This window comes from Parasphingorhabdus sp. NYA22 (genome assembly GCF_976973735.1).
In genome coordinates, this window is record NZ_OZ333477.1 from 2,994,285 (window position 1) to 3,014,559 (window position 20,275).

Here is a 20,275-nt window from a genome sequence, read left to right on the forward strand (position 1 = left end):
GCGGGAGACGGTGGGCGCGGGGCAACAGTGTGTTGCCGATTTTGCTGTTGTGGGTAGTGAGCCGCGGTTGAGAGGAGAATTGGCCTAAGCCAGTCGTCATCCTGAACTTGGTTCAGGACCTCCATCGTCAGAGCGTGAGCCTTGGGAGATCCTGAAACGAGTTCAGGATGACGAGGGAGGGGATTGGCGCGCCGACGCCGTGTTTCGAATCCCCTCTTATTCTGCCGCCACGTCCGTCGTACGGGTAATGTCGCCGCGACCGGCCAGCAGGCCAGCGACGGATATATCCTCGTCAATCTCTTCCCAGTGCAGGCCTGAGCGGCTGAGTTCGACCTGCTCACGCTGCCGGGGCGTGGCATGCAACAGGCGCGGAAACCAGGCCAGCGGGATGCCGAGCGTACGACCGTCTTCCAGATCGACCCAGAAACTATTCTCGTCAAACCGGACCGCAAGCGGTTCAGGTGAAGAAGAAGTCATGCCATCGTCTTTCAATTGGTACACTGTCATCGGAACCCGAGTGAAAGTTCCTATCTACCACGAATCAGCGCAATTCGGGTGAATCACCGTCAAAAAAGCCAAGCTGATCCCTATCATCCTTGCTGTCCCCAATATCGGAGGGGCTAGTCTTTTTGGTTTTCAACCATTCAGCGATAATTGGATAAGCAGAATCCCTTGCCGATAAAAATATCTCCATCTGATTTCTCAACTCATTTTCGGAGAGTAATTCGTAATCGCCTCGATGCCATATCTCTGGTGTTCTTTGCTCCTCTACTTCAGGTAAAAATACGATTTCAGCATCGGAACTCGAAAAGTCCGTCAATGAAAATATAGCGTCTTCCAAGATCGTCATCAAAAGTCTTCGTTGAAAAGTGTTGAGCGGCACGGATTTCCAACCAAAGACAAAAATCGGTTTAAGCTGGCCATGTTCAAGCGCAACTAACGTGGGCTTGACGGGGAGATACAAATTTCGACCGATAGAAAAGGATGTTTCAAAATCACTGTATGCAGGAGTAGCTTTATATTTACGCTGTTCTGCGTACAAACAAAAGGCATCAACAAATTCGATAACCGGCTGCCTTGATGGAGAATCTTTCAATTTAACCGCTGCTTTTCGGGCCTGATTCACATCAATCAAGCCGAGCACCAAATCGGTTATTATTTTGACTCCATTTACGTACGAAACAGTCGGCATACCTTTGGCAAACTGAACGTATGCTTTTGTTGTTTTAACCAGTTCCTGAAAATTATACCGCACAAAATTTGGCGCTCCGGGTATACGATCAAGTTTACGAAAAATAGGATCAGAGTATTCTGTCACTGCAATGCTCCCTGAGAGTAATATTTGGTAATTAGATCATCGCTAATCTTCATTCCTGGATTTGATCGACCAGAATGATCCCATACCTGATGCCAAGGACTACCCTCGATATGAGAGAGAGCTCTCAACTGCGCTGCCGAAAAATGAATATATCTCTCGACTAAGCTGGATATATACTTTCTTTCCTCACTCCCAAAATGGGCCTTGGCAATCATCACTTCGCCTGTGTGTGGGTCCACTTTGTTCGCACGCGATTTTATCGGCTTATCATCCCATACTTTAAATTCGTGGTACAACTCTCGAAAGACCGGACCGTGTTTCCATGCTTCAATTTTTGCCCCAACCAACGGCTGTTTCTGTTCCATTAAATAATCGCAATGCAAAAAATAGACGATCTTATTCAATGCCATGTTAGAAACAGGAACGTCTTTGGCGTTAGCTACATCAAGAACAAAATTTGCTATCGCCCGGACATCTAGCATCGCATTTTCCGTTCGGATTGCGGATAGGGCATCCACACGTTCTTTCGAAATATTAACAAAATTTTCCACACTTTTTCATACACGATGTTCTTGCTTTGTACAACCCCTACTCCGCAGCAACCCCTGCTTCCGCAAACATATCCGGACCATCATCGACAGCCTCGTCCTCGTTCGCGACCTTGCCCTTGCGCTGGTCGAAGCTCGACCAGACGTCATTCCACTCGCCCTTGGTCGCGCCTTTTGAATATTCGGTGGCGCGGGCTTCGAAGAAATTGGCGTGCTCGATGCCGTTGAGCATCGGGGCGAGCCATGGCAGCGGGTGGTCTTCGACCATGTAGATCGGCTGGAAGCCGAGCTGGCCGAGGCGCCAGTCGGCGATATAGCGGATGTAGCGCTTGATTTCCTTGGCGGTCATGCCGGTGACCGGGCCGTCGCTGAACGCGAGGTCGATGAAGGCATCTTCCAGCCGCACGGTTTTCTGGCAGCAGTCGATAATATCTTCCTTGACCGACTTGGTCAGGCAGTCGCGTTCCTGCACGAAGGTGTGAAACATCTTGATGATGCCTTCGCAGTGGAGCGTTTCATCGCGGATCGACCAGGTGACGATCTGGCCCATGCCCTTCATCTTGTTGAAGCGCGGGAAGTTCATCAGCATGGCGAAGCTGGCGAACAGCTGCAGACCTTCGGTGAAGCCGCCGAACATCGCCAGCGTCTTGGCGATATCCTCGTCATTGTCGACGCCGAATGTGCCCATATAGTCGTGCTTGTCCTTCATCGCTTCATATTCGAGGAACATCGAATATTCGCTTTCCGGCATGCCGATCGTGTCGAGCAGATGCGAGTAGGCGGCGATATGGACAGTTTCCATGTTGCTGAACGAGGTCAGCATCATCTTGATTTCGGTCGGCTTGAACACCCGGCCATATTTGTCGTGATAGCAATCCTGCACCTCGACATCGGCCTGGGTAAAGAAACGGAAAATCTGGGTCAGCAGATTGCGTTCGTGATCGGTGAGCTTCTGCGCCCAGTCACGGCAATCCTCTCCGAGCGGCACTTCTTCCGGCATCCAGTGAATCTGCTGCTGCCGTTTCCAGAACTCGTAGGCCCATGGATATTCGAAGGGCTTGTAGGTTTTGCGTGCTTCCAGAAGTGACATGGTTACTCAATCTCCGCTTTATACTCGTCGTCATCCCAGCGTAGGCCGGGACCTGTTCCGATATTATTTTCGCACACCTTGGTCCGGGTTTGGCCCCAGCTTTCGCTGGGGTGACGGCTTTGGTGCGCTGCGCTCTTTTCCTTTTAAAAAACGGCCCCCTCCCGAAAGGAGCAAAGGGAGGGGGCAGTAGGCAAACTGCCTAATTTACTGACAGGCCAGACATTCGTCATAATCCGTCGTGCCGGCGGTGGTCATCAGCTCGACCTTTTTCGGATCGAGCGTATTGTCGGCTTCGACGCCGCCGCCCGTTGCCGGCTCGCTCATCATCGTCTCGCCACCGGCAAAACCGGCGCGCTGGATCGATTTCGAACGCAGATAATAAAGCGACTTGATACCAAGTTCCCACGCGCGGAAGTGCAGCATCAGCAGGTCCCACTTGTCGACATCGGCCGGGATGAACAGGTTCAGCGACTGTGCCTGGTCGATATAGGGCGTGCGGTCGGCGGCGAGTTCGAGCAGCCAGCGCTGGTCGATCTCGAAGCTGGTCTTGTACGTGTCCTTTTCCTCCGGGCTGAGGAAGTCGAGATGCTGGACGCTGCCACCCTTTTCGAGGATCGTGTTCCAGACATTGTTGCTGTCCTTGCTCTTCTCCTGCAGCAATTTCAGCAGATGCGGGTTCTTCACGATGAAGCTGCCCGAGAGCGTCTTGTGGGTGTAGATATTCGCCGGGATCGGCTCGATGCAGGCAGAGGCGCCGCCGCAGATGATGCTGATCGACGCGGTTGGCGCGATCGCCATCTTGCAGGAGAAGCGCTCCATCACGCCCTGATCGGCCGCATCGGGGCAAGGGCCGCGTTCCTTGGCCAGCATCATGCTGGCTTCGGATGCCTTGGCCGAAACATGCTTGAAGATCTTGAAGTTCCACGACTTTGCCAGCGCGCTTTCGAAGCCCAGGCCGCGTGCCTGAAGGAAGCTGTGGAAGCCCATCACGCCGAGACCGACGCTGCGTTCGCGCATCGCGCTATATTTCGCCCGCGCCATTTCTTCCGGCGCGCGGTCGATATAATCCTGCAGGACATTGTCGAGGAAGCGCATGACGTCCTCGATAAAGCCCTTCTCGACCGACCATTCATCCCATTTCTCGAGATTGAGCGAGGACAGGCAGCATACCGCCGTCCGGTCTTCACCGAGATGATCGCGGCCTGTGGGCAGTGTGATCTCGGAGCAGAGATTGGAGGTGGAAACCTTGAGTCCCAGATCGCGGTGATGCTTCGGCATCATCCGGTTCACCGTGTCGCTGAAGATGATATAGGGCTCGCCGGTGGCCAGCCGTGTCTCGACCAGCTTCTGGAACAGGCTGCGCGCGTCAACGGTGCCGCGAACCGAACCGTCTTTCGGCGATTTGAGATCGAATTCCTTGCCGTCGCGAACCGCTTCCATAAACTCGTCGGTCAGCAATACGCCATGATGCAGGTTCAGGGCTTTCCGGTTAAAGTCGCCGGAAGGCTTTCTGATTTCAAGAAATTCTTCGATTTCCGGATGGTTGACGTCAAGATAGCAAGCCGCCGAACCGCGGCGCAAAGAGCCCTGCGAAATTGCCAGGGTCAGGCTGTCCATCACGCGGACGAACGGAATGATGCCGGAGGTCTTGCCGTTCAGGCCGACCGGCTCGCCGATACCGCGAACCGCGCCCCAATAGGTGCCGATGCCGCCGCCGCGCGAAGCGAGCCAGACATTTTCGTTCCAGGTGTTGACGATGCCGCCGAGGCTATCGTCGACACTGTTGAGATAGCAACTGATCGGCAGGCCGCGTCCGGTGCCGCCATTGGACAATACGGGCGTTGCCGGCATGAACCAGAGTTTGGAAATCGCGTCATAAAGCCGCTGGGCATGCGCTTCATCGTCCGCATAAGCGTCGGCAACGCGGGCGAACAGATCCTGATAGGATTCGCCCGGCAACAGATAGCGGTCGTTGAGTGTTTCCTTGCCAAAGTCGGTCAGCAGAGCATCGCGGCTTTCGTCCTGCGTGATCTTGAAGCGGCGCTTTTCAACACTGTGGCTGTCGCGCTCGGCCTTCAATTCCTTCTCGTCATTGGCTTTGGTCGCAGCCGCTTCTGCAGCAGCCTTCTTGCTGACTTCAGGTTCGCTGGTCGGCCCCGTGTTTTCGGTCTTGCTTTCTGGCTTGTCCAATACTTCCGCGCCCATTTCACTCTCACTCACATCTGTTCCCGACACATTCTCGTTGTCGCGGTTGTCTCTAAAATCCATCAAAGCCCCCTCAAATCACTCTACTAAATCAACGATCGAGGCGGCATATTCGGCCGATCGACCACCAGGATCATATCCGGGCGTTTGTTCCTGTCTTGTTCGACTCATGCCGAAGCATTCACTCTAACAGTATTCACGCCCCGGCGGGCATTTTTTTCTTACCCAAATCCGGTATTTCTCACTGTACATTTGGCACAAAGGGAGGGCCCCACCGAGTCGGTGTTAAAGACGGCTAATACTATCAGTTGGTGTGCCCCCTAGGCCGAACCACAACCTATAGTGGCTGAATCGAAATTTTATGCAAGGGGGTAAATGACAAATTAACGACTCCGTTCGTCGTATAAATGAATCGCTTCGTCGAGCGGCGATTCATGCTGCGATGCAGCGACGCGTGGACCTTCTAAGCCTAGCGCGTTGTGCAAGAGCAGATGCCTATATTTACAAAAATATCTGTCCACAGATCATCCACAAGGGGTGATGGCAGAATTGTGACACCATATCTGGTAGATCATATGTCCGGCTCGCATCTTGCCGACCGGTAATTTTCACGTTTCGTCATTAACCATAATGGCGACAATGAAGGAACAATCAGATTTGGAGCATAAACATGATTCATGAGCAGGAAAACGAACCGAAATCCGCCAAGACCAAAATGAAATATGAAAAGCCGGTCTTGATTGAACTTGATTTGGCGAAAGAATCGAATTCAAAATCGCTTCCCTCCCCCTTTGAATCCACGGTTCTCTTTAATCCGAGCTAATCGGACCGACTATTGATAAACTGTAGCCGTGCCGGCAGAATTTCCGCCCCGGGATGCAACGCTCAACCTTAGAGGGGGGGGGCTATTCCGCATTAATTTTGGCAGTGAGTCTGCTTGCAAGCCGATCCACCATGCATTTCGAAATGCTTCTGTCTATGCCGAGCGCTTCGCTTACAGTATCCTTGGGCTGACATTGCTGGCAATGGCGCTACCAGAATTAATCCGCCCTTTTTCAAGCCCACACCGATAACCTACGCCGAGCGCTTATAGTCCGGTCTGAAATAAATTCTGATGAGGAATGGCTCGCGCAGTTCTGCCACAACCTCTATCGCTGCTCGCGATCGACGAGCAGCGCGGTGGCAGGCTTGCGCCGAAGCGCGACAATCAGCACGCCGCCAATCGCCAGCGCTGCGCCCACTCCCATACGCAAATCGAAAGCATCATTCGTGATCAAGACCCCCAAGGCGATCGTCGCCAGCGGCGTTATAAGCGTAAGCGGAGCAAGAAGATTGGCCTCATAGCTTCGAATAAGGTGATAATAAGCAGAATGAGCCCCTACCGAAACAATCAGAGCGGTAAACAGGACAGCAGCGACCAGCGGCCATCCGACAGCTACGGCAGCGGCCCATTGCCCCTGCTCGAAGAGCAGCGAGGAAATCGTCAAGGTAATTACGGACACCAGACCGACCCAGGCCTGAAAGCGGAATGGAGCGACATCATGAACCCGCTTCATCAGCACAGCACCGGCAGAGCCGGCAAATGCGGCAGCGGCAACGAACCAGAGCCCGGTCGAGAGCGTGATGCCTTCAGGGCGCCAGACCACAACCAACACGCCAAGCAAAGTCAGGCCGATACCAATGCCGCGGCGCCAGTGAACGCGCTCCCCGAGCATCAGCATTGACAGCAGAATCGTGAAGGGAACCCCGAGTTGCAATATGATGGCGGCGGACGATGGCGAGGTTGTCTGCAGGCCAATGAACAGCAGCGCGAAATTTCCGCCACCCATCAGCATTCCAATCAATATGATGCGCCAGGCCGGGCGCGGCATCGGCAAAAGCCAGGGCAGCATCACGAGCGCCACGACGGCAAAGCGGAGAGCCGCATAGAAAATGGGGGGAACGGCCCAGTCATCGACGATGATCTTGCTCAGTACATTGTTGGAAGCCCAGATCAGGCAGATCAGGACGAGCAGTAGAAAATCGCGCACGCGCATAGAATCGGTTCCTTGATGGGTAGTTGGCACTGCCCGCTTCGCTGTTCGTATCGCGTCAGCGGATCGTTCGCAATCGCAGCATAGCGCGAGCGACGGTTTATTTTTTACATCCTCCAACACCCGCTTATTATATTGGCCGTGACAAGGGTCACTCTGCTGAATCGGCCAGGTCCATCACCAGGCCGGCCATGTCACGGCAGGCGCGGCACCACAAAAACTTGCCCGGTCCGGTCATATCGGTCAAAAGGCAGTCCAATCGCATTTCGCCGATATTCTGGAGCATTCATGACCACGACCATCAAAACCGCCGACCTGATCGAGAGCGTCGCCGACGCGCTGCAATTTATCTCTTATTATCATCCGATGGATTATATCCGGGCGCTCGGCAAAGCCTATGATGCGGAGAAATCGCCTGCAGCCAAGGATGCGATTGCCCAGATCCTGACCAATTCGAAAATGTGCGCGGAGGGTCACCGCCCGATCTGCCAGGACACCGGCATCGTCAATGTCTTCGTCAAATGGGGAATGGATTGCCGGCTCGATGACACTTCGCAATCGATGCAGGAAATTGTCGATGAAGGCGTACGCCGCGCCTATCTGCATCCCGAGAACAAGCTGCGCGCCTCTATCCTCGCCGACCCCGCCTTTACCCGGCGCAACACCAAGGACAACACCCCGAGTGTCTTGCATGTCGAGATGGTTCCCGGCGACAAAGTCTCCGTCGATGTCGCGGCCAAGGGTGGCGGGTCGGAGAATAAATCCAAGTTCAAGATGATGAACCCGAGTGACAATATTGTCGACTGGGTGCTGGAAATGATCCCGCAAATGGGCGCGGGCTGGTGCCCTCCCGGGATGCTCGGCATTGGCATTGGCGGCACCGCCGAACGCGCCGTACTTCTGGCCAAGCAAAGTCTGATGGACCCGATCGATATGGGACAGCTCAAAGAACGTGGCCCGCGCAACGATATCGAGGAAATGCGGATCGAGATTTTCGACAAGGTCAATGCGCTCGGCATCGGCGCACAGGGACTCGGCGGACTATCCACCATCCTCGACGTCAAGATCAACGACTGGCCGTGCCATGCCGCCGGCAAGCCGGTGGCGATGATCCCCAATTGCGCTGCCACCCGCCACGCGCATTTCACGCTCGACGGCAGCGGCCCCGCCTATCTCGAGCCGCCCAAGCTGGACGAATGGCCGGATGTGAACTGGACGCCATCTTCGGAAGCCAAGCGCGTGCATCTCGACCAGCTGGATGCAGCAGAAGTGGCGACATGGAAACATGGTGACCGGCTGCTGCTCAACGGCAAGATGCTGACCGGCCGCGATGCTGCGCACAAGAAGATCAAGGATATGCTGGAGGCCGGCGAGGAACTGCCGGTCTCGTTCAAGGGGCGCGTTATCTATTATGTCGGCCCCGTCGATCCGGTTGGTGAAGAAGTGGTTGGTCCCGCCGGTCCAACCACCGCCACGCGGATGGACAAGTTTACCGACATGATGCTCGAACAGGGCCTGCTGGCAATGGTCGGCAAGGCTGAACGCGGGCTAGATACGGTCGGTTCGATCAAGAAGCACAAGAGCGCCTATCTGATGGCGGTCGGCGGCAGCGCCTATCTGGTGTCGCGTGCGATCAAGGGATCGAAGGTTGTCGGTTTTGAGGAGCTAGGCATGGAAGCGATTTACGAGTTCGAAGTGCAGGATATGCCGGTAACGGTCGCGGTCGATTCCGAAGGGCAAAGCGTCCACCATCTGGCGCCATTGGTGTGGCAAGAGAAGATTAGGAAAGAAGGGCTGCTCGAAGGGGTTTGAATTTTGTGATGTCATTGTCATAGACAGCCGTCACCCCTGCGCAGGCAGGGGCCTGTCTCGTCTGCAGCGCAATGCCGGTAGAGGCCCCTGCCTTCGCAGGGGCGACGGAAATGGGGAAGAGTTATGACCAAGGGCGGTTACGTCTATATCATGACCAACAAGCCATTCGGCGTCCTCTATACCGGCGTCACTGCACGATTGGCCGAAAGAGTATCCGCCCATCGACAAGGCACCGGTTCGAATTTTTGCAAAAAATGGGATTGCAAAAGGCTGGTCTATATCGAACGTCATGACGAGATCGAAAATGCCATCTTGCGCGAAAAACGGATCAAGAAATGGAAGCGCGTCTGGAAGTTGCGGTTGGTCAGCGAAGCCAATCCGAACTGGGATGATTTGTACGGAACGATCAACGGATAATTGCGCTGCCGACGGCTGAGGCCCATGCCCACGCAAGGTTGACGGGCATGCACTAGCTTTTCCGCGCCGCCCGCATTTGGTCCACCCATAGCTGGACATCTCCAGCTTCATAGCCCTCATGACGCGGCGCATATTTTTCGAAGGCACCGTAAACCTCGGCCCAGCGTTCTTCCATCCGCACGACATTATAGGGATGGCTGACCAGATTATTCCTGTCCGCAGCTGACTGAATCTTTTGTCCGCCAATGACAATGGCATCCAATTGGCCTATATTGAAGCCATGTATATTTTTGTCATCTTCCTGTGCGGTGTCGCCAATTTCGCGATGCACAAGGCCATGCTCGAGAGCAATCATCCGGTCATGGCCGAAGCACGTGGCAGTTTCCGGAAAATTCTCGGCCCCCATGGCAGTTATTTTCTCGAGTTCTTCATGCTCGTTGCAGCGATGATTTTTGCCAATATGGGTATGCTGACCGCGGTGATTTTCTATTTCGTCTACACGCTCGCCAATTGCGCGGCGGCCTGGGTGCTTTTTTTCCATAAACCTTAAGATTAGAGTGGCTTGTTACCCGGAACAGAAGAAGCTGTTTATCCGACTACGAATGTAGTTTATCGAAAGCCGGTATCGGCTGCAACCAATCGGCCATAGCAGCGCCCCATTCGAAGCAGACGGTCCGGGGGATATGGTGCACGACAGAAAACGGTTCTTGACTGGCATTGCCATGGCTGCGGTAATCGCATCGTCGCCCTTCCCTGTTGCGGCACAGTCGCAGACGGCAAGCCTCTCCTCCATGCAGCCGCGCACCGAAAGCGGCCGGCAGATATATGATGCGGGGCAATTTTCCCGGTTCAATCCCCGCACTGCGCTCGACATGGTCCGTCAGGTGCCCGGCTTCACCATCGACACTGGTGACAGCGACGAACGCGGCCTCGGCCAGGCCGACGAAAATGTCCTGATCAATGGCGCGCGTATATCGGGCAAGAATATCGACGCCTTCACATTCCTCGGCCGGATTTCCGCAGCCAATGTCTTGAGGCTCGAAATTGTCGACGGGGCGACGCTGAGCATCTCCGGCCTCTCCGGCCAGGTGCTCAATCTCGTCACCAATGTCAGCGAGAGCAGCGGTCTCAGCGGCAATTTCAAATGGGAGCCGCAATGGCGGCGCGCGGGCAACAACTGGCTGGATGGAGAAGCATCGATCAGCGGCAAGCTCGGCAAAGGCGATTTCACCCTGTCGATCGAAAATGACGCTGCGCGTAACGGTGTCGAGGGGCCGGAACAGATCACCGACCGCTTTGGCAATCTGTTGTTCGAACGCGACGAGATCTCCCGCTATCGTCAGGATCAGCCGAAGCTGAGCGGATCCTATAGCCTCGCCGGTGATGGTGGGTCGATATTCAATGCCAACGCCGCCTATCAGCTCTACCGGAAACGGGAAACGGTGGCCACGGATCGCACACAAGTCGGTCAGTCTGACATTTTCGAACTTTATTCCAGCCGCGAGAATGAATGGAATGCGGAATTCAGTGCGGACTATGAATTCGGTCTTGGCGGTGGCCGTCTGAAACTCATTGGCTTGCAGCGCTTCGAACATAGTCCGGTTACCGATTTTTTCGGACAGACTTCTTCCGACGGCGTCACGCCCGCCAGAGGTAGCCGGTTTGACCGGGTGACCGACGAAGGGGAGTCGATCTTGCGCGCCGAATATGGCTGGAAGACCGCTGGCGGAACCGACTGGGGCATCAGCATCGAAGGCGCCTATAATTTTCTCGACAATGAAGGCGCGCTGGAAGTCCTTGATCCGCAGGGCGTGTATCAGCCGGTCGTGCTCACCAATGCGGATAGCAAAGTAACCGAATATCGCGGCGAGGTCGTTGGTTCCTATGGACGGCCCCTGTTGGAGAATCTGAGTCTTCAGGCAACCCTGGGCGGCGAATATAGCAAAATCAGCCAGAGCGGAGCGGCCGGTGAGAGCCGGTCTTTCATCCGGCCGAAAGGGTCTGTCTCGCTGGCGTGGCGGCCGCAGCCCGATCTCGACATCAGCCTGAAAGTCGAGCGATCGGTGGGTCAGCTGAACTTTTTCGATTTTGTGCAATCGGTCGACGTATCGCAAAATAGTGGCAATGCCGGCAATCCCGGGCTGGTGCCGCCGCAAAGCTGGCGAGCGGAACTGGAGGCGACACAGAAGCTGGGACCATGGGGTTCGCTTACGGTCAATATCTATGGCGAGAAGTTTAGCGACATTGTCGATTCCATCCCGATCACGGCGACCACCGAGGCGCGCGGAAATCTGGACAGTGCAACCAGCTATGGTGTGGAAATGGTGACCAGCATATTGTTCGATCCGATCGGCTGGACCGGCGCCAAGCTCGACTTTGAGGGAGAAGTCCGGCGGAGTTCGCTGCGCGATCCGCTCACAGGCATTTATCGGCGGATCAGCGACGACAAGATATACAGCTATGAAGCCACATTGCGGCACGATATCCCGGGCAGCAACTGGGCCTGGGGCGCGGGTGTTGAAGAATCCCGCTACTCGGATTTTCTGCGACTGGACCAGATCACCCGCTTCCGCACGGGCGCGCCCTATAGCTGGATATTTGTCGAGCATAAGAATGTGTTGGGGCTGACGGTACAGGCCAATCTGGGCAATCTGTTCGGTCGCGCCGAAAACTTTACCCGCACGGCCTATGGCGATCTTCTGGGTCAGCCCGGGGATCTGGATCGCGACTTTATCAGAGGTCGTCGCAACGGTCCGATCGCCTTTGTCGAGGATCGCAGCCGCGAGTTCGGACTGATTTACCGTTTGACCGTCAGCGGCAGCTTCTGACGCACCGCGCCGGTGAATTTATAGCCGGATAGACTTTCGGTGCGGGCAGTCCTACATCCGCACCCATGCCACCTGATTATGCCACCCAGGGTCAGATCGACCCGCCGATGATCCCCACGCTCAAGCGTTTCCTGCCCTATCTCTGGCCCAAAGGTGAGCCGGGATTAAGGCTACGGATCATTATCGCCGGATTCCTGGTGCTTTGTGCCAAGGCCGCTATTCTGACGATGCCGTTCATCTACAAGGCGGTTATCGATGGCATGTCCGATGATGCACTGGGCACCGAGCTGACGGTTTTGCTCGCGCTTGTAGCGGCTTATGGTCTGGCGCGGTTCGGACAGGTGATGTTCGACAATTTGCGGAACATTGTTTTTGAAAAGGTCGGCCAGCAGGCAGCAAGGCGCCTCGCCACCAATGTCTTTACCCATCTCCACAGCCTGTCGCTGCGCTTTCATCTCGGTCGGCGCACCGGTGAAGTCACCAAGATCATCGAGCGCGGCACCAAGAGCATCGATATCATGCTCTATTTTCTGCTGTTCAACATTGCTCCCACGGTCGTCGAACTGACCGCTGTGCTGATAATCTTCCAGATCAAATTCGGCTTCGGGCTGGTTGCTGCGACAATGGCAATGGTCGCTATCTATATCACCTTCACCCGCAAGGTGACCGACTGGCGCAATGCGCTGCGGGCGAAGATGAATGACATGGACACCAAAGTGATCGGTCGCTCCGTCGATGCCCTGCTGAACTACGAGACGGTCAAATATTTCACCGCCGAACAGCGCGAGGCCGACCGCTATGACAAGGCGATGCGGGACTGGGCCAATGCCGCGGTCAAATCGGAAAACTCGCTGGGCATGCTCAATATCGGCCAGTCGATCATCACCAACCTGACGATGATCGGCGCGATGGCGTTCAGCGTTTACGGCTGGAAACAGGGTGACCTGACGGTGGGTGACCTGGTGCTGGTGAACGCGCTGCTGATGCAGCTGTTCCGCCCGCTCGACCTGCTCGGCATGGTCTATCGCACCATCCGCCAGGGTCTGGTCGACATGGACGCAATGTTCAAACTGATCGATACCGAACAGGAAGTGGTCGACAAGCCGGGCGCCAAGCCGCTGCAGGTTTCCGATGGCGCTGTGCGGTTCGAGAATGTGGTGTTCAACTATGATGATGATCGCCAGATCCTGCACGGGCTAGATTTCGAAGTACCGCCCGACGGGACGCTTGCCATTGTCGGGCCTTCCGGCGCCGGCAAGTCGACGATCGCGCGGCTGCTGTTCCGTTTCTATGATCCGCAAGCCGGACGGATATTGATCGACGGTCAGGACATATCCGAAGTCACCCAGCACAGTTTGCGTGGCGCAATCGGTATCGTTCCGCAAGACAGCGTGCTGTTCAACGACAGCATCGGCTATAATATCGGCTATGGCCGTGAAGGCGCGACCCAGGCAGAGATCGAGGAGGCCGCGCGCGGAGCAGCGCTGGATAGCTTTATCGCCAAGCTACCCGATGGCTATGATACGCAGGTCGGAGAGCGCGGGCTCAAATTGTCCGGCGGCGAGAAGCAGCGCGTTGCCATTGCCCGCACATTGCTGAAAAATCCGCCGATCCTGATATTGGACGAAGCCACTTCGGCACTCGACAGTCGCACAGAGGATGAAATCCAGGCGACTCTCGCCAAGATATCAGAGCGGCGCACGACGCTTATTATCGCGCACCGGCTTTCGACGATCACCCACGCCGACGAAATCATCGTGCTCAACGAAGGCCGGATCGCCGAACGCGGCAGTCACCGGCAGTTGCTGGTCAAGCGCGGGCTCTATGCGGACATGTGGAAGCGGCAGGCCGAGGACCAGCCGGAGAAGGTGTGACCGTCCTGGCGGATTACATTTTCGGTCAAAATCGCTTTTGCGGTTTCGCAGTACGCCGTCTCTGGCTAGAGAAGAAAGCATGACCGAAGCCCTACTTCCCCTCCTTAAATCAACCTTCGGCTACAGCAGCTTTCGCGGCATGCAGGACCAGGTGCTGGAACGGGTGATGGCGAAGCAAAATACGCTCGCCGTGATGCCGACCGGGTCCGGTAAATCGCTCTGCTACCAGTTGCCCGCCATTGCCAATAAAGGCACGACCATCGTCATATCGCCGCTGATTGCGCTGATGCACGATCAGTTGCGCAGCGCCGAAGCGGTCGGGATCAGGGCGGCCACCCTCACCTCTGCCGATGACAATCGTGCCGAGACGATTGCCCGTCTGAAGGCAGGCGAACTGGACCTGCTCTACGCCGCGCCGGAACGCGCGTCTCAATCGCATTTCCGCGAATTGCTGGAACAGACCGATATTTCGCTGTTCGCCATTGATGAGGCGCATTGTGTGTCCGAATGGGGGCATGACTTCCGGCCCGATTACCGTTTACTCCGCCCCCTGCTCGACCATTTCGGTTCAGTGCCGCGTCTCGCGCTCACCGCCACTGCCGACGCGCATACACGCGACGATATTTTGGTGCAGCTGGGAATCGAGCAGGATGGTCTGATCCTCGCCGGATTTGACCGGCCCAATATCCGCTACAGCATGAGCCCGCGCAGCGGCCTAGCAAGGCAGATCGGCGATCTCGTTGATCGCATTCCGGGACCCGGCATTGTCTATGCGCAGACTAGGGCTGCAACCGAGAAAATGGCCAGCCAGATCGCCGCCACCGGACGCAGCGCGCGCGCCTATCATGCTGGACTACCGCCGGAAGTCCGCCAGCAGAACCAGCATGATTTTGTCGCTTCGGAAGATATGGTGATGGTCGCTACCATTGCCTTCGGCATGGGGATCGACAAGCCGGATGTGCGCTTTGTCGCCCACGCCGGTCTGCCAAAATCGATCGAGGCTTATTATCAGGAAACCGGACGTGCCGGCCGCGATGGCGACCCGGCCGAAGCGCATATGTTCTGGGGCGCCGAAGATTTTGCCCGAGCACGGCAGCGGCTCGGCGAAATTGACGAGACCCGGCTGGAGAGCGAGCGAACGAGGCTGGCGGCTTTGGGCGGCCTGGTCGAAACCGCCGGCTGTCGGCGGGCGATTTTGCTCCGGCATTTTGGTGAACATCCAGCCGACCAATGCGGGAATTGCGACAATTGCCTGAACGCCCCGAAAACGCGTAACGTCACCGAGCTGGCACGCAAATTCCTGTCTGCGGTCTATCGCACAGGGCAGAGTTTCGGCGTCACCCATCTCGAAGCAGTCCTGACCGGACGGCAGGATGAGAAAATCCTCTCGCGCGGTCATGACCAGCTTTCGGTGTTCGACATTGTCGGCGAAGAGGAAGCCGCTCTGATCAAGCCGGTATCGCGGTCGCTTTTGCTGCGCGATGCGCTGCGCAACACCGAACATGGCGGCCTGATGTTCGGGCCAGAGGCGCGCAAGATTCTTAAGGGCGAACAGGAAATCGCGATTGTCGAACCGCCCAAACGGACATCGCGCAAACGACGCGGCAGCAGCGCCTCTCCCAACCCGTTTGGCGATCCCTTGTTCGAGGCGCTGCGAGCAAAGCGTATGGAACTGGCCAAGGAACTGGGCGTCCCGCCTTATGTGATCTTTCACGACAGCGTCTTGCGTGATATGACCGGCCTGAAGCCGGGCAGCCTGTCGGCACTCAGTGAGCTTCCCGGTGTCGGCGCGGCGAAACTGAAGAAACATGGCGAAGCCTTTCTGGCCGTCATCCGCGATGTGACCGAAGCAGCATAGGTCGATATATGAAAATCCTGCCCGCCTTATTGCCCATTGCCTTGATCAGCTGCAGCGCGGCAACCGCAACCGATTCACAATTTTCGACAGAGGAGACCCAGAACATGTTCCGGAAAATCAATGACAATATTAGCGTCTCGCCGCAAATCACCCTGGAAGATGTCGCCGCAGCCAAGGCTGAAGGAGTGAGCCTGATCATCAACAACCGCCCCGATGGCGAAGACCCGTCCGCCCCGCAAAGCGCCGATATCGAAGCGGCGGCTCGCGACGCTGGCATGAAATATATCGCGATCCCGATTACCCATAGCGGCTTTTCCGGGCCGCAGGTTGAAGCGATGATCGCCGCACTTGCTGACGGGGACAAGACCCTCGCCTATTGCCGCTCCGGCACACGATCCACATTGCTGTGGGCGCTGGCGCAGGCGAAACAGGGTGTCGAAGCGGATGAAATCTCCCGGCTTGCGGGCAATGCGGGCTATGACATCACCCCGGTACGCGCGATGATTGATGCGCTGTCTGCGGGAAGTTGATCGCGGGATATGGACAGCCACTAACATTTGTGTAAGTAGCCGGAGTCATGGAAAACCTGCCATCCCCGACTGACTGGGCCGTCCCGATGTTCGTCATCACGGTCGCCATGGAGTGGTTGTGGAGCCGCAAGAATAAGAAGATCCGTTATGAAACCCGGGATGCTCTCACATCCCTGGCCCTTGGCACCGGCAGTGTTGTCGCCGGCATCCTGACCGGCGGCTTTGTCCTGGCGCTCAGCCTGTGGATCTATCAATATCGCCTCCTCGATATCGAGATAGGCTGGCCGAGCGCGCTCTGGATCGTGCCATTGGCTTTCGTGCTGGATGATTTCGCATATTACTGGTTCCACCGCACAGCACACCGGGTCAGATGGTTCTGGGCGGCACATGTCATTCATCACAGCAGCCAGCATTATAATCTCACCACGGCGCTGCGTCAGACCTGGACCGGCTTTTTTGCGCTCAGCTTCCTGTTCCGGATGCCGCTGTTTCTGATCGGTTTTCCGCCAGCGTTGATCTTTTTCCTCGCGGGACTGAACCTGGTCTATCAATATTGGATCCACACCGAGGCGATTGACCGGATGCCGCGCTGGTTCGAAGCGGTGATGAACACGCCGTCGCACCATCGCGTCCATCATGCGACCAATCCGCGCTATCTCGACCGCAATTATGCGGGTGTTTTCATCATCTGGGACAAAATGTTCGGCACCTATGAACCGGAGACCGATGCCGAAAAAATCCAATATGGCATCGTCAAGAATCTGACCAATTACAACCTGTTCTGGGCCGCCTTTCATGAATGGATTGGCATCGCCAAAGACCTGTGGTCGGCCCCGTGGCGGCATAAGTGGAACTATCTCGTCAAACCGCCTGGCTGGAGCCATGATGGGAGCCGCGAAAGCAGCGAGATGATCAAGCAACGCTGGCACGACAGTATCGAGAACTAGTCCAGCACAAGATTACATATTTGTTACTATCCTTTCCGTAAGAAAAAGCGCAAGCGCGATATAGAGGGTTGAGGACTTCTCCAGTCGTGCATGATTCGCACGCGGGTCGCGCATTGGAATCATTTTGGAATTTTCGGGGGGAAGCAGCCGCGCTTTGCGCGCGCTGGCATATAGATATTTTTGGCCTGCGGATGGTTTTTGCCAAGGGGCCTGCTCATGGACATGAGCGACACAAATGACATTCACATCGACAGACAGGCACTGACCTCGCGGATTGTGCCGACCAGCTGGATTCTGGGCCTGCTGGCCTGCAGCCTGATGATCGTCATCGCCATGATGGGCTGGGCCGGTCTCGGCATGGACTTTCTCAAAGTCAGTAACGGCAAATATTTCCTGACGCTGATTCTGCTGGCGGCTACCCGCTATGCGATGCGCGATCATGTCGCCGGATGGCAACGAGTTGCCCGCGACTTCAGCGAATATGTCGGATTCTTTCTGTTCATCAGCCTGCTCGGCGCGACCGCGACCTATCCTGCCGCCGCTGCCACCAGCGGATTTGTCGATCCGGCGCTGGCGCGTATCGACGCCTTTCTCGGATTCGTATGGCTGGACTGGTATATGCTGGTGGTCGACAATCCTTGGCTGCAAACCGCCGGTAGCATCGCCTATGCCAATATCTACATGTCGCCGGTGCTACTGCTCGGCGGTCTGGCCCTGAGCGGCGAGCGCGCCCGGGCGCAGCTTTTCCTGTTCACTTTCTGGCTGGCGGCGCTGATCACCATGTTGCTGTTCCTCGCCATGCCCGCGGCCGGTCCGCTGGCCTATGTCTGGCAGGGCCCGATTCCCTATATGCCGACCAGCGCGCTCTATCAGGCCGAATTGCTGCCGCTGTTGCGCGATAATATGCTCGGTGCGGTCGATCTGGGAGCGCTGCAGGGGCTGGTGTGCGCACCCAGTTTCCACACCGCAGCAGCCGTCATCTATATCGCGATGGCGTGGCAATGCCGCTATTTGCGCTGGCCGCTGCTGGTGATCAACGCGGCAATGCTGCTCTCGACGCCGGTTGAAGGAACCCATTATCTGGTCGATATGATCGGCGGTGCGATTGTCGGTTTATTTGCCCTGTGCACGGCCGGTGCAATACAATATAGCCTCCCCAAAATACGCAAACAGCGAATATGGAGAGAGACTGGAATATGGCAGAATTTGACTACATCGTCATCGGCGGCGGTTCCGCCGGCAGTGCCGTCGCGGGACGGCTAAGCGAAGATGGCAAGCGCACGGTTTGCCTGATCGAAGCGGGCGGACGCAATAATAATTTCCTTGTGAAAACGCCGGGAATGCTGCCTTTTCTACCGAAAGGCACCAACTGGAAATTCGATACGGTTCCGCAAAAGGGTCTCAACGGCCGCACCGGCTATCAGCCGCGCGGACGCGGGCTCGGCGGATCAAGCGCGATCAACGCGATGATCTATATCCGCGGCAATAAATGGGATTATGACAATTGGGCGGCCCAAGGCTGTGCCGGCTGGTCCTATGATGATGTCCTGCCCTATTTCAAAAAATCCGAAGGCAACGAACGCGGCGGCGACGATTATCACGGCGGCGACGGTCCGCTCTCGGTGTCCGATCAGAAATGGCCCAACCCGGGGAGCCTTGCGTTCGTCGAAGCAGCGCGCAATCTGCAGATCCCGATTCTCGATGATTTCAATGGCGAGAAACAGGAAGGCATGGGCATTTATCAGGTCACGCAAAAAGGCGGCGAACGCTGGACTGCGGCGCGTGCCTATGTCGACCCCGCTCGCTCTCGCTCCAATCTGACAATCAAGACCAAATCGCTGGTCGAGAAGCTGACGATTAAAGACGGGCGCGTTACCGGCGTCCAGATCAAACGCGGTTCCGGCAGCGAAACGATCAACGCCCGTGCGGCTGTCGTGCTGTCTGCCGGTGCATTCGGTTCGCCGCATATCCTGCAATTGTCCGGCATTGGTCCGGCGGCGCATCTGAAAGACAAGGGTGTCGATGTCGTTGTCGACAAGCCCGAAGTCGGAGCCAATCTGAAGGATCATATCGATTTTGTCTCCGGCTACCAGACCGAGTCCAAAGAGCTGGTCGGCGATTCGCTTGCCGGCACCGTGCGCATGGCCAAGGCTATCTTCCAGCACCGGTTCAAGCGGACCGGCATCATGACCACGCCTTATGCCGAAGCCGGTGGTTTCTGGAGCAGCGGTCCGGATGTCCCTGCCCCCGATATCCAGTATCATTTCGTTCCGGCGATGCTCGAAGATCACGGGCGCGAGCCGGTCAAGGGTCATGGTTTCAGCTGTCACGCCTGTGTGCTGCGCCCGCATAGCAAGGGCACGGTCCGGCTGAACGACAAGGATCCGGAGTCCCAGCCGGCCATTGACCCGAATTTTCTCGATGATGACCGGGATATCGATACGCTGCGCAAAGGTGTCCGGCACATGAAACGGATATTGGAAACACCGCCGCTGACCGAATTCTCACCAACCGACAGGCATCCGATAGACATCAACAATGACGCGGAACTGGACAAGCTGATCCGTGACCGCGCCGATACCGTCTATCACCCGGTCGGCACCTGCCGGATGGGCGGAGATGATGAAGCGGTTGTCGATGCACGGCTGAAATTCCGCGGACTGGAAGGCCTTTATATCGCCGATGCCTCGATCATGCCGGAAATCATCAGCGGCAACACCAATGCTCCGAGCATCATGATCGGTGAGCGGGCGGCGGAGTTCATCAAGGCCGATCTGGCCGGCTAACGGGTTTCGCTGCCGACTGGTCGATGCGC

General features: G+C 56.4%; 19 protein-coding genes. 11 read left to right on the plus strand and 8 right to left on the minus strand.

Annotated elements, in window-relative coordinates:
* Window positions 1-216: 216 nt before the first annotated feature.
* The 5 genes from ACWFTY_RS14260 to ACWFTY_RS14280 all read right to left on the minus strand — a co-directional run bounded on the left by ACWFTY_RS14260 (window position 217) and on the right by ACWFTY_RS14280 (window position 5,224).
* Complete coding sequence (locus tag ACWFTY_RS14260) at window positions 217-477, minus strand: DUF2442 domain-containing protein (protein ID WP_447524847.1); 261 nt, start codon at window positions 475-477, stop codon at window positions 217-219.
* Window positions 478-541: 64 nt separating this feature from the next.
* Complete coding sequence (locus tag ACWFTY_RS14265; protein WP_447524848.1) at window positions 542-1,318, minus strand: hypothetical protein; 777 nt, start codon at window positions 1,316-1,318, stop codon at window positions 542-544.
* Complete coding sequence (locus ACWFTY_RS14270; RefSeq protein ID WP_447524849.1) at window positions 1,315-1,869, minus strand: Panacea domain-containing protein; 555 nt, start codon at window positions 1,867-1,869, stop codon at window positions 1,315-1,317. Before ACWFTY_RS14270 ends, ACWFTY_RS14265 begins: the two co-directional genes overlap by 4 nt.
* A 37-nt stretch (window positions 1,870-1,906) precedes the next feature.
* A complete protein-coding gene (locus tag ACWFTY_RS14275) occupies window positions 1,907-2,956 on the minus strand; it encodes a ribonucleotide-diphosphate reductase subunit beta (protein WP_447524850.1) in 1,050 nt (349 codons plus the stop codon).
* A 204-nt stretch (window positions 2,957-3,160) separates the two neighbouring features.
* Window positions 3,161-5,224 (minus strand): ribonucleoside-diphosphate reductase subunit alpha, encoded by a 2,064-nt coding sequence (locus ACWFTY_RS14280; protein WP_447524851.1) that lies wholly within the window; start codon window positions 5,222-5,224, stop codon window positions 3,161-3,163.
* A gap of 607 nt (window positions 5,225-5,831) precedes the next feature.
* Between ACWFTY_RS14280 and ACWFTY_RS14285 the strand changes: the two genes are divergently transcribed.
* On the plus strand, window positions 5,832-5,984 hold the full coding sequence (locus ACWFTY_RS14285; protein ID WP_447524852.1) for a hypothetical protein: 153 nt from the start codon (window positions 5,832-5,834) through the stop codon (window positions 5,982-5,984).
* A 325-nt stretch (window positions 5,985-6,309) separates the two neighbouring features.
* Here ACWFTY_RS14285 and ACWFTY_RS14290 read toward each other — a convergent pair whose 3' ends face one another.
* Together ACWFTY_RS14290 and ACWFTY_RS14295 are read right to left on the minus strand one after the other, a co-directional pair.
* Complete coding sequence (locus ACWFTY_RS14290; protein ID WP_447524853.1) at window positions 6,310-7,197, minus strand: DMT family transporter; 888 nt, start codon at window positions 7,195-7,197, stop codon at window positions 6,310-6,312.
* A gap of 148 nt (window positions 7,198-7,345) precedes the next feature.
* Window positions 7,346-7,480: a hypothetical protein gene (locus ACWFTY_RS14295; protein WP_447524854.1), complete on the minus strand. Its 135-nt coding sequence runs from the start codon at window positions 7,478-7,480 to the stop codon at window positions 7,346-7,348.
* Between the two features lie 2 nt (window positions 7,481-7,482).
* Here ACWFTY_RS14295 and ACWFTY_RS14300 point away from each other — a divergent pair, with 2 nt between their 5' ends.
* Window positions 7,483-9,006, plus strand: a complete 1,524-nt coding sequence (locus tag ACWFTY_RS14300) for a fumarate hydratase (RefSeq protein ID WP_447524855.1) — start codon at window positions 7,483-7,485, stop codon at window positions 9,004-9,006.
* A gap of 123 nt (window positions 9,007-9,129) precedes the next feature.
* On the plus strand, window positions 9,130-9,423 hold the full coding sequence (locus tag ACWFTY_RS14305) for a GIY-YIG nuclease family protein (protein WP_447524856.1): 294 nt from the start codon (window positions 9,130-9,132) through the stop codon (window positions 9,421-9,423).
* A gap of 52 nt (window positions 9,424-9,475) precedes the next feature.
* On the opposite strand, the gene ACWFTY_RS14310 is transcribed toward ACWFTY_RS14305, so the two are convergent.
* The gene (locus tag ACWFTY_RS14310; RefSeq protein WP_447524857.1) at window positions 9,476-9,685 is read right to left on the minus strand and encodes a hypothetical protein; all 210 of its coding nucleotides are present in this window, start codon (window positions 9,683-9,685) and stop codon (window positions 9,476-9,478) included.
* Here ACWFTY_RS14310 and ACWFTY_RS14315 point away from each other — a divergent pair, their 5' ends adjacent.
* The 8 genes from ACWFTY_RS14315 (at window position 9,686) to ACWFTY_RS14350 (ending at window position 20,246) form a co-directional block, all read left to right on the plus strand.
* Window positions 9,686-9,973 (plus strand): hypothetical protein, encoded by a 288-nt coding sequence (locus ACWFTY_RS14315; protein WP_447524858.1) that lies wholly within the window; start codon window positions 9,686-9,688, stop codon window positions 9,971-9,973.
* Between the two features lie 157 nt (window positions 9,974-10,130).
* Entirely contained in the window at window positions 10,131-12,251 is a 2,121-nt protein-coding gene (locus ACWFTY_RS14320; RefSeq protein ID WP_447524859.1) for a TonB-dependent receptor plug domain-containing protein, read from the plus strand.
* Between the two features lie 65 nt (window positions 12,252-12,316).
* Window positions 12,317-14,125 (plus strand): ABCB family ABC transporter ATP-binding protein/permease, encoded by a 1,809-nt coding sequence (locus ACWFTY_RS14325; protein ID WP_447524860.1) that lies wholly within the window; start codon window positions 12,317-12,319, stop codon window positions 14,123-14,125.
* Between the two features lie 79 nt (window positions 14,126-14,204).
* Window positions 14,205-15,983: a DNA helicase RecQ gene (gene recQ / locus ACWFTY_RS14330; RefSeq protein WP_447524861.1), complete on the plus strand. Its 1,779-nt coding sequence runs from the start codon at window positions 14,205-14,207 to the stop codon at window positions 15,981-15,983.
* Window positions 15,984-16,087: 104 nt separating this feature from the next.
* Window positions 16,088-16,513, plus strand: coding sequence for a TIGR01244 family sulfur transferase (locus ACWFTY_RS14335; RefSeq protein ID WP_447524862.1), 426 nt, complete (start codon window positions 16,088-16,090; stop codon window positions 16,511-16,513).
* A gap of 47 nt (window positions 16,514-16,560) precedes the next feature.
* Window positions 16,561-17,460: a sterol desaturase family protein gene (locus tag ACWFTY_RS14340; protein WP_447524863.1), complete on the plus strand. Its 900-nt coding sequence runs from the start codon at window positions 16,561-16,563 to the stop codon at window positions 17,458-17,460.
* 222 nt (window positions 17,461-17,682) lie between these two features.
* Window positions 17,683-18,723 (plus strand): phosphatase PAP2 family protein, encoded by a 1,041-nt coding sequence (locus tag ACWFTY_RS14345; RefSeq protein ID WP_447524864.1) that lies wholly within the window; start codon window positions 17,683-17,685, stop codon window positions 18,721-18,723.
* Window positions 18,657-20,246, plus strand: coding sequence for a GMC family oxidoreductase (locus ACWFTY_RS14350; RefSeq protein WP_447524865.1), 1,590 nt, complete (start codon window positions 18,657-18,659; stop codon window positions 20,244-20,246). The genes ACWFTY_RS14345 and ACWFTY_RS14350 overlap by 67 nt, the downstream gene beginning before the upstream one ends.
* Window positions 20,247-20,275: the final 29 nt, after the last annotated feature.